This is a genomic window from Pseudovibrio exalbescens DSM 16456 (assembly GCF_000422785.1).
GTDB classification, from domain to species: domain Bacteria; phylum Pseudomonadota; class Alphaproteobacteria; order Rhizobiales; family Stappiaceae; genus Pseudovibrio; species Pseudovibrio exalbescens.
The window spans coordinates 1-11,541 of the sequence record NZ_AUGS01000022.1; the positions used below are offsets into that span (position 1 = coordinate 1).

An 11,541-nucleotide genomic window follows, 5' to 3' on the forward strand; every position below is an offset into this window, starting at 1 on the left:
CGGGGCTTTTTGCGTTTTAAAGACCCATAAAATCCCACAGACAGCACCCGCACACCGCTATTCCATTTCCAGAAGGCCGGGCAGCACAGAAAGCCCCGGCAAGGACGTCTGTGCCCAGACATGACGGCCAGCAATGCGCATAAACAGGGGCGCCGGGCAAAGCTCAAACCCCGGCAACGTCAATTCCTTGTTTGAACCCGTATCCGTCTGCCATCACCCACCGATGTCATGCCGGACAAGCACCGCGCAGATCCGGCATCCAAAGCCACCAAGCCCGGAGAACCTGGCCACCATCCGACTGGATCCCGCGTCAAGCGCGGGATGACAAATGAGAGCAGTGATGAGAGAGCGGGCCGAGTGGCCGAAGCGTCACATGCCGTTTAAGAGGCTACCGCTGCATTCAGCTCTGCGAGGATTTTATCTGTAGTATCGCGCGTTTGCGACACAACGTGAGCGCACCATGCTTCAGAACTGATAAACAGCGCGTTCTTGAGGTACTCCTTGATGGCCCGGGCCGTCGCCTCCGCAACATACGGGTGGCGCTTGAGCCAATTATCGCGGCGGTGCGCTTCCAGGACGTGCCAAAACGGTTTTGTCCCGAACTCAAAAATATATTTGCGGGCAGGGGCCTTCAGCGGCAGCTCATCCATTGCGTTAATCATGAGGCCTTCAACAAGCGACGAGGGGCTGTTGGGGTCCTGCGGCTTATGGAAATTGATAAGCTCGAGATCCCCCTCGTTGCCCAGACCTGTATGCAGGTCGATCATCGCCGCATGATCGGTTTGTGCCGCAAAGCTCTCGAGTATGGCGCTCAGTTGCCGGCTTGGCTCGGTGCGTTGGGTGCCGCCGTAAAACAAGCCCATGGGGTGTGAGTGCTGCCCTTTCAAAACCTTTTGGGTAAGGGCGGCAAGGCCGTGCTTCTCAACATAGTCGATGAGCGGCGCCTCCTGTCGTTCGCGTTCCGGCCCTGAAATGGCATCGATGCAAATTGCCTCATGGAGTGCGGCGTAATCGGGATTCGGAGGAAGAGGTGCTGAAAAGTCACGATAGTTTCGGTTGGGATCAACGTTTGTTTCGTCGGTGCGCGTCATGAGTACTGCACCGGCCGGGTTGATTGCATGAATGAATACGATCTGAACTGTGCGTAGTCTTTCCTCCGCATATTTATGGAGAAGGTAAAGTTGCAGGCCGGAGCCGGCTGTCAATTCGGTTCCATGAACCCCGGACATTATGAACAAACGTTTTCTGGCGGTGTCTGGTCCAAGTGTTGCCACCAAGGTCTGGACTGGCCCACTGAGGCTGGTCAGTCCCTCGCATGGCACTGCCGTTACGGCCAGGCCTTTGGCTGCGCAGGCTGCGTCAAAGCGACTCTGGGCTTCGAAGTAGTCTTTGGAAAACCAAGAAGAATGTAACATGAGCCTGCCTGAAACCGTTGAATCTCGTTGGTGGTGTGGCTTGGACAACCACACATCCGGTGATACACAATTCTAACTGCGAAATACATCACGTGTTTTACGCCCAAGGGAGATTCAAAGGTCACATGAAAAAACTCATTCTTGATGTTGATACCGGGACTGATGATGCCGTTGCAGTCATGTTGGCAGCGCTGCATCCGGATCTGGACCTTGTTGGCGTAACGACCGTGAACGGGAATGCTGAGGTTCAGTATTGCACGGAAAACACCTTGAGAGTGTTGGATGTGATCGGGCGTTCGACCATTCCGGTTTTCGAAGGGCTAGCCAAGCCCTTTGCCCGTCCAGACTTTCCGGTGCCGCGCCGAAAGGATGACCTGACAGACAAGATACACGGAAAATACCTTGATCTTCCTCCGGCAACCTCCCGAAAGCAGGAGGCCGGCGCAGTTGAGTTCCTTATCGAAACCTATAGAGACGCAACAGATCCGATTACGCTTGTTCCGGTGGCACCTCTTTCCAATATTGCCGCAGCCATCACCCTTCATCCCAAGTTGGTGGAGATGATCCCGCATTTGGTGATCATGGGCGGTGGCCACCTGCATGGCAATGTAACTCCTTCTGCAGAGTTTAATATCTGGGCCGATCCGGAGGCCGCCAATGTGGTGTTTTCTGCCGGCTTCGAGAGGATTACGCTGGTGCCATTGGATGCGACCCACAAAGCTTTGGTCACGCGCGATGACTGCGCCGCGTTCCGGGCGCTTGGAACACCGGCCGGCGATGCCACAGCAACAGTTGTGGAACATCGCATTGGTGTTCACGACAAGATACAGCGCATGGAGATTGCCCATAGTGCACCGGTTCATGATGCGTTGTGTGTCGCCCATCTCATACAGCCGGACGTTATCACAACCGAGCCTCATCCGGTCGCCATTGAAACCCAAGGCGCTCTGACCGTTGGGCGTACAGTAATTGACGTGCGCCGACGTGGAACGGATGCGCGCCTGGTCAATGTGGCTTTTGATGCAGATGCGCGCAGCTTTGTCGACTTGATGCTGAATACATTCGGACAAAAGCACGGGTAGGGTGATCGTGAGTTCTTGTTTTATTGTTGATACGGATGGCGGAACGGATGATGCGCTGGCCCTTCTCATGCTTATCGGGATGGGCAGGGTGCCGGATGCCATTACGACGTGTTTTGGAAATGTGGGCCTTGAACAAGCGACGGTGAATATTCTGGATACGCTTGCCGTCGTGCAGCGCGATATCCCGGTTCATGCTGGGGCAGCAAGGCCGTTGGTCGGGCCTTTGGTTGATGCAACGGACGTGCATGGCCACGACGGTTTGGGTGGTATCGCGCGGCCACCACGCCGCGCAGCTTTGGCTTCACGAGATGGAGTCGGGTATCTGCGGGCACAGCTTTACCAAGCCTGCGCTGGAGGCGCCGCAGTGGACCTGTTGATGTTGGGCCCCCTGACCAATCTGGCCCGCGTGCTTGAAAGCGAGCCGGAACTCGCAAAGGGCATCAATAGGTTGTGGGTCATGGGCGGCACTTGCCGGGGCCGGGGCAATGTGACCGTTTCAGCAGAGTTCAATATTTATTGTGATCCGGAGGCGGCGGAGGTTGTCTTCGGTCTACCCATCAATACGCTTGTGGTGCCTTGGGAACCCTGCCTGCAAACAGCAGTGCCAGGAGCCGCCTTGGAGGGGGTATTGGCGCGCTTGCCCAAGGGGGGGCTCTGGGACTTCGTGCGTGGCATAAGTGATCATGGCCGACAATTGAGCCGCCGCTGGTATGATGAAGACAATCTTATCATGCCGGATCCTTTGGCGGCTGCGTGTGTTCTGGACGCCGAGGTTTCCACGCGCACCATGGTTTGTGGTTATCTTGTTGAGACCGCTGGCACTGTCAGTCGTGGAGCGACCTTTGTGGACCATGAAGCCAAGACCACACGTCCAGCGGTCGCAATCGTCGAGAAGGCGGACCGAACGAAGCTGGAAAAGCTCTTTGAGATGTCTTTGCAGAAACTGGCAAGTTGCCAATAAGACCTTGAACCAACGGCGTTCCGGCGGGCCTTTCTTTCATAGGAACATGGACCAGGCAGTGACTGTGAGCATGAGTGCGGCCATAGAGATGGTGGTGATGCGCAGGGCTTTCCCTTCGCCTATGACGCTGAGGATGGACTGACCGGCCAATGCCCACAGGGAGTGGGAAATGAGCCCTCCCGCCAAGAATCCCATGGTCAGAATGAACGCATTCTCAAACTGGCCCAGATTGTTGGCGGCAAAAAACGTGGTGAACGCCACGAGGCTCATGGCCCATGTTTTGGGGCTGAGCGGGTGAATGAACAATCCCTCCCAGAAACTTGGCAAAGTGACCGCACCTTTGGGTTGGATGGTCAGATTGACAATGCGCCATGCCAGATAGGTCATATAGCTCATGCTGGCGACCTTGAAGAGTGTGACGACTGGACCGCCTTGAGCCATGATTTGGCCGAGGCCAAAGGCCACGCACAGGTTTAGAAAGATACTGCCAACCTGAGAGGCCAGAATAACCGGGAAAGCCGTTTTGTAGCCCGCGCTGGTTCCAATCGCCATGAAGGTTAGATTTCCCGGGCCGGGTGTTCCGGTCATGATCGCGACGAAGGCTGCGAATGCGCCCACTGTTGCTATATCCATGATGATTGTACCCATACAATTGAAACAATTAGGTTGATGTGATAGAAATATCTGATGAATTGATCGGGTCAATGGATTTATTGTTACCATGACAATGTGGGTGCCGAACGTCAAAACTGCCGAAGGGCCAATATATCTCGCCATTGCCGAAGCCTTGGCTCAGGACGTGGCTGAAGGAAGACTACAGCCGGGAGACAAGCTGCCGCCGCAACGAGAGCTCGCGTATCAGCTCGGCGTAACGCTGGGGACCGTTAGCAGGGCGTACTCAGAAGCGGAGCGACGAAAACTGGTAAGGGGCGAGACCGGACGCGGAACGTTCATTTGCGGCGATGAAGATGCGCCGCCATCGCCTCTGACCCCGCCCGTAGATGGCAGCGGAAACCTTGATCTGGCACGTAATTTTGCCTTTACCCCACTGAATCCCGACTTGAGCGCAGCCATGATTGAGGTTGCCAAGAAGCCGGAGCTTGCGAGCCTGAACGCTTATGTACCCTCTGAAGGGCTTGAGGAGCACCGCTCGGTCGGCGCTGCGTTTTTCAATGCTCACTATGGCGGAGACGTAACTGCGCAGCAAACGTTGGTAACATGTGGTGCGCAGCACGGGATCAAGGTACTGATCAATAGCCTGTTTGAACGCGGTGATGTGATTGGGGTTGATGAACTGTGCTATCCGTCTCTTCTGGATAGTGCAGTCCATGATGGCTATCGGCTGGTGCCAATCCCGAACCTACGCAACACGGATGGCTCACTGGGGGCGATGGATCCGGATGCTATAAAAGCGGCGGCAAAGCGCTGCGGTCTTCGTGGCCTGTTTGTCATGCCAAGTGTTCACAACCCCACGACGCATACGATGACGCTGAAAGAGCGGCAGGCGATCGCTGATGCCTGTGCAGTTCATGGGGTGAAGGTTATTGAAGATGATCCTTACACGCCGTTCCTGAGTGAGGAAACCGTGCCGTTTGCGAGGCTCCTGCCAGAACTGACAGCGTCTATCAGTTCCATGTCAAAAGTGATGGCGCCGGGATTGCGTGTCGGGTTTGTGCACCTGCCGATGATGCGGACGGCAGGTATTCGGAACTTCATCGGAGAGAGTGTCTGGATGGCGTCGCCTGTGGTCGCAGAAATCGCCTGTTACTGGGTTCGTGCCGGTGCGGTTGAACAGACGCTTGCCGCCAAGCGAACGGCACTGGCGAGGCGTTTTGCTATTGTGCAGCGTATCTTGGCACGCTTCTCCGTGAAGGGCGGTGCGCAGAAGCCATTTGTTTGGGTGGGGATGCCGGAAGGGGTGAGTTCAATGGTGGTGCAGGAGTATCTGGGCCGAAAGGGGGTTGATATTCTCGCTTCCCACTATTTTCAGCTCCCCGAACGACATCGCCATGAAGGATTGAGGTTGTCCTTGGGCACCATACTACGGGATGAGGACTTTGAGCGGGCCTTGAACATACTGTGTGAGGCTTTGGAGACCTTTGGCTCTGGAAATCGTGGCCGCGAATTGATGGGTTAGAGCAAATGAAAACGCCGGAGCAGAAGCCCCGGCGTTTTTTACTAATGTCAGAAGCCTCACATGGGGCAGGTGTTGTCTGACATGTAATCGTGAATTTCGATCTTGCCTGAGATGATATCAGCCTTGGCGGCTTCAACTGCTGCGGCCATTTCTTCTGAGATCAGGTCGGCATTGTATTCGTCCAGCGCGTAGGCGACGCCGTCTTCTGCCAGACCAAGGGACTGAATGCCGGTCGAGAAGGTATCATTCTTGGCATCCATCAGGGCCTGTTCTACTGCAACGTCAACGCGCTTGACCATGGAAGTCAGTACAGAGCCGGGATGGAGGTGGTTCTGGTTTGAATCGACGCCAATTGCCAGCTTTCCTTCATCAGCCGCTGCTTGAAGCACGCCGAGACCAGTCGAGCCGGCTGCGTGGAATACAATATCGGCACCACGCGCAAACTGAGACTTGGCCAGTTCACCGCCCTTGACGGGGTCATTCCATGCAGCAGGAGTTGTGCCAGTCATGTTGCTGTAAACGGTAATGTCGCCGTTCACGGCAGCTGCACCTTGCTTATAGCCACACGAGAACTTGGAGATGAGCGGGATATCCATGCCGCCGACGAAGCCAATCTTGTCGGTTTCTGTTGCCATGGCAGCGATCATGCCCACCAGATAAGAGCCTTCATGTTCCTTAAACACGATCGAGCGCACATTGGGTTGATCCACAACCATGTCGACAATAGCGAACTTGGTTTCGGGAAACTCCTTGGATACCTTCTCCATGGCCGCTGCTTGCGCAAAGCCGATACCAATAATCGGGTTCATGCCACGGCGGGCGAAGTTCCGCATCGCCTGTTCGCGCTGAGACGGATTTGTGACTTCGAATTCGCGGTATTCGATGCCCGTCTTTTCTTTGAACGCTTCGGCTCCGCGATACGCCGCCTCGTTGAATGACTTGTCGAACTTGCCCCCCATGTCAAAGATAACGGCTGGCTTGAGGTCTGCAGCAACGGCGCCTGTGCTCAAGGCGGTTGCCAGCAGCGCACCTGCCGCGAATTTTTTCAAGAAAGTCATCCCCTAATCCTCCAGACTAAACATCTTGGTTCTAATAGACTCTGGTGACCCGACCTGTTCCCTCCCAAGTGCAGGTTCGCCACTTGAATGGAATCATCCGATCAACACGCTGTGAAAAGCCATAGTTTGCTTAAGGGAAGTCTAGGCTCGTCATCTGTTGTTCGCTTTTCCATTCCGGAGTGTGGTCGAGCTATTCGCAATTTCTTGCCCCAGACCGCCAGTTGGACACAGGCTTTCAGGCTAATCAAGAAAAAAACAAATGCTTTGACATTGACTGCAAAATTTTTCACTTGCTGCCGCTCTTGTGGGCGGCTTTTGTCAAAACCTAAACTTCTGATTACCTATAGTGCCAAAGGATTAAGCAGGAATCACTGCAGTTTTTCAGGAGCGAGAAAGTGCGAAAACTAATCTTTGTATGTGTAGGGGTGCTGCTGGGCCTTACGACGGCTACGCACGCGGACGTGACGGCCTGCGGAAATGACGGTACGGGATTCAATGGTTGGCTCAAGTCCTACAAAGAACAGGCACGAGCCGACGGGTTCTCACCGCGGACCATTGAAATGGCGCTGGACGGCGTACGCTACAATGCGAGAGTAATCCGTTACGACCGGAACCAAAAATCCTTCAAGATGACCTTTGAAGATTTTTACAAGTTGCGTGTGAACGATGCCCTCATTCGTAAAGGTCGCCGTCTCATGCAGGAACATGCCGGGTTACTAGACCGCATTGAGCAGCGCTTTGGCGTACCTAAAGAAATAGTGGTTGCCATTTGGGGGTTGGAGACCGGATATGGTCGCAACATTGGCGACATGTCGACAATGCGATCGCTCGCAACGCTGGCGTATGACTGTCGGCGCTCAGAGTTTTTTCGCAATGAACTGCGCCACGCCCTCATGATTGTCGAAAAAGGGGATCTGGAGCCCGCACGCATGAAGGGTGCATGGGCAGGGGAGTTGGGTCAGACCCAGTTTCTTGCCAGCTCCTACATCAAGTTCGCGTTGGACTTCGACGGGGACGGGCGCCGTGATTTGCTCTACAGCGTTCCCGATGCATTGGGTTCCACAGCGCACTATCTTTCGGCTTACGGGTGGCAAATGGGCCAACCCTGGGGGCCAGGTACGGCGAACCATGAAGTGATCCGCGCCTGGAATCGGGCCGGGGTATATGTGAAGACAATTCAGGTCATGGCCGAGAAGTTGACCGAACCAGCAAACTGAAAAAAGCCCGCCAACGGGGTCCTGTTGGCGGGCATTCCATTATCAGAACAGTGGAGGTTCTTCCGCCAGATTTTGTTGCCTGCGGGCTGCAGTGAGTGTGTTTGCCATCAACATGGCGATAGTCATCGGGCCGACCCCACCTGGTACTGGAGTTATGGCCTTTGCGACCGTTTTGGCGGTGTCAAAATCCACGTCGCCAACAAGCCTTGTCTTGCCTTCCCCTTTTTCCGGAGCCGGGATGCGATTGATGCCAACGTCAATGATGATTGCGCCTTCCTTGATCCAATCACCGGTGATCATTTGAGGCCGGCCAACTGCCGCGATCAGCAGATCTGCTCCCTTGACGACCTCTTGCAGGTCGCGGGTGCGCGAGTGGGAAATCGTGACCGTGCAGTTTTCTTGTAACAGCAGTTGGGCCACAGGTTTTCCAACAATGTTGGACCTGCCAACGATTACAGCATTCAAACCGGCAAGATCACCCCCGGCTGCGCGTTTTGCGAGCAAAACGGCCCCTGCGGGGGTGCATGGTACAAGGGCCTTTTCCGTTTGGCCCGCGCCCAGAAGCCCGACATTCACCGGGTGAAAACCGTCGACATCTTTTTCCGGCTTGATCAACTGTAATACCTTGCCTTCATCAATGTGAGCCGGCAGTGGAAGTTGCACCAAAATTCCGTGAATTTCGGGATCGTTGTTCAACTGGGTGACCAAAGACAGGATGTCGATTTCCGCTGCGTCGGCGGGCAGGTTATGCTGGACGGAATGAAATCCGCACTTTTCTGCCATACGTCCCTTGTTGCGAACGTAGACCTGACTGGCTGGATCTTCACCCACCAATACGACTGCAAGACCGGGCTTGACACCGGTCTCTTCTACCAAGCGTGTCGCACGGGCGCTGATTTCATCCGTAACAGAGGCTGCAGTTGCTTTGCCGTCGATGATGGTTGCCTCGCTCATGGAGCCTCCTATTTGAAAATGACTGTGCGATCGCCGTTCAGCAGGATGCGGTGCTCCAGATGGTAACGAACAGCGCGGGCAAGAACCTGACTCTCCGTATCCCGTCCCTGTGCAATGAGCTCATCTACCGAGTGATGGTGTTCCACTCGGCTTACATCCTGCTCGATGATGGGGCCTTCATCCAAGTCGGCTGTTACATAGTGAGCCGTGGCGCCGACCATTTTTACGCCGCGTTCGTGCGCCCGATGATAGGGGCGCGCACCAATAAAGCTGGGCAGGAAGGAATGGTGAATGTTGATGACCTTGCCCGCCAGTTTTTGGGAGAGGTCGTCCGATAGGATTTGCATGTAGCGGGCCAGGACAACCAGATCCACCCTTTCCCGCTCTACCAGTTTCAGGATCTCGGCTTCCTGCTCGCTTTTGGTGTCCTTCGATACGGGGAGATAATGAAACGGGATTTTTTCGTGCTCCACCCGTGAACGCCAAGTTTCATGGTTCGAGGCCACGCCAACCAATTCCATGCGAAGTTGGCCGGTGAAGTTGCGATAGAGCAGATCGTTCAGGCAATGACCCATTTTCGAAACCATGATGAGAACACGCGGTTTCCGGGAAAGGTCGTGTACCTCCCATTTGAAATCATAGGCCGTGGCGACGGGGCTGAAGCCTTCAACAAATTGCTCCCGCGTCATACCTTCGGGGGCGCTGAATGACACACGCATGAAGAAGCGTCTAGTTTCCGGGTCACCATATTGTGCGCTCTCGCAAATGTTGCAGCCTTGGGAAGTGATGCAGTTGGCAACGGCCGCGACGATCCCCTTGCGATCTCCGCAGGAGAGGGTCAACACAAAGTTGGCTTGGCTGTTCATGGTCAGCACGTGGTCCTTGATGATTATCTGAATTTTGGCGGGAGCATAGGCACAGTGCAGTGCGAAAGAAAGGTGAAATCATCGATATAATCCAGAAAATGAAGAAGAGCTCGGTGTTTTCCGCAGTGGTGTGCTCACGCGAGCGTCGCTTACCTATCGTCATTACATCCATGGGTGTTTCTTCCCAGCACGATGCGAGGAGTTGTTGCTGCCAGTTCGCGTTTTTATCCTTGAACTGTTTTCGGTGATGGAGTTCGGGACCCCTTCATGAAAATCTGCATGATTGTTGAGGCCTTGGAAGGGGACGAGATGGCACGTGTCGCGCTCGACTTGAGTGGCGGCCTTGCCAGTCGTGGTCATGTGGTGCAACTCATCGGCCTGACCGGCGCTCAACTTGAACAGCATCTGGTTCCGGATGGTGTTGAGGCTCTGTGTTTCCAACGTGGTAAAGTTTCTGTTGCATTGGCTGATCTCGTGCGGTTGTTTGAAAATGACCGTCCGGATGTTGTCATTGCACATGGGCAGCGAGCCAATACCTGTGCGATTACGGCGGCCAAGTTGCGTAGCAGGCCGCCTTTGCCTATTGTTGCCGTAGAGCACAGAATGTTCTCCGTGGATGCCAGTCTTGACGAAGATGCGAGGCGTGAAATCGCATTACTTGCGGTGCCGTACAGCTATCGTGATGCGGATGTGATTATCTGTGTCATGGAGAGCATTGCCTCCGTAATCGGATTGTGTGATTGGCTCGATGACGAGTTTCTTCGCGTGATCTACAACCCGCTTGTGTCGTTTGATGTGTTTGAGGCTTCAGAGCGCGCTATTGAAGAGCCGTGGTTTGAGCCCAAGGGACGCGTTGTCATTGTCAGTTCCGGCCCGCTGTCCAAGGGAAGCGGGCATGAGGATCTCTTGCAGGCTCTTGCCGTCAGTCGCTACAAGCTGGACCTTTTGGGTATTGTGATCGGTGAAGGGGAGGTGCGCGATGCATTGGAGCAGATGGCATCAAGTCTTGCTCTTGAGGATGTAGTTGTTTTGCCCGGTAACGTGAGTGGGATTGAACGGTTTTTGCGCGCTGCGGATGTTTATGTGCAACCCCACGCAGGTGATGCATTTGATCGTCAGGTTGCCGTTGCCATGGCTTTGGGAACACCTATGGCAGTGGTCGGCGGATCGGCTGGCGCGCATGAAATACTCGAGGATGTGGAGGCGGCAGTCCTGTGTGCCGAAGGAAGTGCTGAAGAGTTGTCGAGAGCGCTTGTGTCACTGTCCAAGTGCCGTAAGCCTGTAGATGCGCTGACGGAAAAGGCCCGGTTGTTTTCAGCTGAGCGTGTCTTTGATGCCTATGAAGGGGTGCTGAAAAAGGTGAGCATGCCGCCGGAGACCAATGGTTCCTGAGCAGACAAGATATTGATTGTTATTGTTTATTGAAAAATGGTCGGAGTGAGAGGATTCGAACCTCCGACCCCCTCGTCCCGAACGAGGTGCGCTACCAGGCTGCGCTACACTCCGACACAACTTCATATTTTATGAAGGGACGCTTGTCCGTCAAGGACCGGCGCCGAATATGTGAGCTATCTAACAACGGTCACCATTTTCGGCAAGTGGGGATTTCACGGTTGTGGAAGACTAAACTGCATTTTGAAGTGTCCGTAGTTCTGCTGTGGACCATTTGTGTTTTTCTCACAGAGAATGATTTGGGGGAGGTTGCCTAATCACATGGAGATGGCTATACAGAGCGCCACACAGCAATGGGGTGTGGCCAAGTGGTAAGGCAGCGGTTTTTGGTACCGTGTACCGTAGGTTCGAATCCTACCACCCCAGCCATTTTCTTCCTAAAATGAATGAAGTAATCAG

General features: G+C 54.5%; 10 protein-coding genes and 2 tRNA genes. 6 read left to right on the top strand and 6 right to left on the bottom strand.

Annotation, left to right across the window (positions count from 1 at the left end; all coding sequences use genetic code 11):
- Positions 1-380: 380 nt before the first annotated feature.
- Complete coding sequence (locus G512_RS0113625) at positions 381-1,415, bottom strand: DUF2817 domain-containing protein (RefSeq protein WP_028482201.1); 1,035 nt, start codon at positions 1,413-1,415, stop codon at positions 381-383.
- 125 nt (positions 1,416-1,540) lie between these two features.
- On the opposite strand from G512_RS0113625, the gene G512_RS0113630 reads away from it, so the two are divergent.
- Positions 1,541-2,497, top strand: coding sequence for a nucleoside hydrolase (locus G512_RS0113630; RefSeq protein WP_028482202.1), 957 nt, complete (start codon positions 1,541-1,543; stop codon positions 2,495-2,497).
- A 7-nt stretch (positions 2,498-2,504) separates the two neighbouring features.
- Positions 2,505-3,458 carry a nucleoside hydrolase gene (locus G512_RS0113635; protein WP_028482203.1) on the top strand — a complete coding sequence of 318 codons (954 nt, stop codon included), beginning with the start codon at positions 2,505-2,507 and terminating at the stop codon, positions 3,456-3,458.
- 36 nt (positions 3,459-3,494) lie between these two features.
- Here the strand turns inward: G512_RS0113635 and G512_RS0113640 are convergent, their stop codons facing one another.
- The gene (locus G512_RS0113640) at positions 3,495-4,091 is read right to left on the bottom strand and encodes a LysE family translocator (protein WP_028482204.1); all 597 of its coding nucleotides are present in this window, start codon (positions 4,089-4,091) and stop codon (positions 3,495-3,497) included.
- 100 nt (positions 4,092-4,191) lie between these two features.
- On the opposite strand from G512_RS0113640, the gene G512_RS0113645 reads away from it, so the two are divergent.
- Positions 4,192-5,595 carry an aminotransferase-like domain-containing protein gene (locus tag G512_RS0113645; protein WP_162143382.1) on the top strand — a complete coding sequence of 468 codons (1,404 nt, stop codon included), beginning with the start codon at positions 4,192-4,194 and terminating at the stop codon, positions 5,593-5,595.
- A 56-nt stretch (positions 5,596-5,651) separates the two neighbouring features.
- Here the strand turns inward: G512_RS0113645 and G512_RS0113650 are convergent, their stop codons facing one another.
- The gene (locus G512_RS0113650) at positions 5,652-6,644 is read right to left on the bottom strand and encodes a BMP family lipoprotein (protein WP_413037907.1); all 993 of its coding nucleotides are present in this window, start codon (positions 6,642-6,644) and stop codon (positions 5,652-5,654) included.
- A gap of 404 nt (positions 6,645-7,048) precedes the next feature.
- Between G512_RS0113650 and G512_RS0113655 the strand changes: the two genes are divergently transcribed.
- Positions 7,049-7,870, top strand: a complete 822-nt coding sequence (locus G512_RS0113655; protein WP_028482207.1) for a lytic murein transglycosylase — start codon at positions 7,049-7,051, stop codon at positions 7,868-7,870.
- Between the two features lie 42 nt (positions 7,871-7,912).
- On the opposite strand, the gene folD is transcribed toward G512_RS0113655, so the two are convergent.
- The gene (gene folD / locus G512_RS0113660) at positions 7,913-8,824 is read right to left on the bottom strand and encodes a bifunctional methylenetetrahydrofolate dehydrogenase/methenyltetrahydrofolate cyclohydrolase FolD (RefSeq protein ID WP_028482208.1); all 912 of its coding nucleotides are present in this window, start codon (positions 8,822-8,824) and stop codon (positions 7,913-7,915) included.
- A gap of 8 nt (positions 8,825-8,832) precedes the next feature.
- Positions 8,833-9,690 (bottom strand): formyltetrahydrofolate deformylase, encoded by an 858-nt coding sequence (gene purU, locus G512_RS0113665; RefSeq protein WP_028482209.1) that lies wholly within the window; start codon positions 9,688-9,690, stop codon positions 8,833-8,835.
- A 267-nt stretch (positions 9,691-9,957) separates the two neighbouring features.
- On the opposite strand from purU, the gene G512_RS0113670 reads away from it, so the two are divergent.
- Positions 9,958-11,082: a glycosyltransferase gene (locus tag G512_RS0113670; protein WP_028482210.1), complete on the top strand. Its 1,125-nt coding sequence runs from the start codon at positions 9,958-9,960 to the stop codon at positions 11,080-11,082.
- A 37-nt stretch (positions 11,083-11,119) separates the two neighbouring features.
- Here G512_RS0113670 and G512_RS0113675 read toward each other — a convergent pair.
- Positions 11,120-11,196: transfer RNA gene (locus tag G512_RS0113675), tRNA-Pro, on the bottom strand.
- Between the two features lie 240 nt (positions 11,197-11,436).
- Between G512_RS0113675 and G512_RS0113685 the strand changes: the two genes are divergently transcribed.
- Positions 11,437-11,511 (top strand) — tRNA-Gln (locus tag G512_RS0113685).
- Positions 11,512-11,541: the final 30 nt, after the last annotated feature.

Coding starts and splice junctions, on each gene's coding strand:
- G512_RS0113625 (WP_028482201.1), bottom strand. CDS start 1,415: ATGTTACATTCTTCTTGGTTTTCCAAAGACTACTTCGAAGCCCAGAGT.
- G512_RS0113630 (WP_028482202.1), top strand. CDS start 1,541: ATGAAAAAACTCATTCTTGATGTTGATACCGGGACTGATGATGCCGTT.
- G512_RS0113640 (WP_028482204.1), bottom strand. CDS start 4,091: ATGGATATAGCAACAGTGGGCGCATTCGCAGCCTTCGTCGCGATCATG.
- folD (WP_028482208.1), bottom strand. CDS start 8,824: ATGAGCGAGGCAACCATCATCGACGGCAAAGCAACTGCAGCCTCTGTT.
- purU (WP_028482209.1), bottom strand. CDS start 9,690: ATGAACAGCCAAGCCAACTTTGTGTTGACCCTCTCCTGCGGAGATCGC.
- G512_RS0113670 (WP_028482210.1), top strand. CDS start 9,958: ATGAAAATCTGCATGATTGTTGAGGCCTTGGAAGGGGACGAGATGGCA.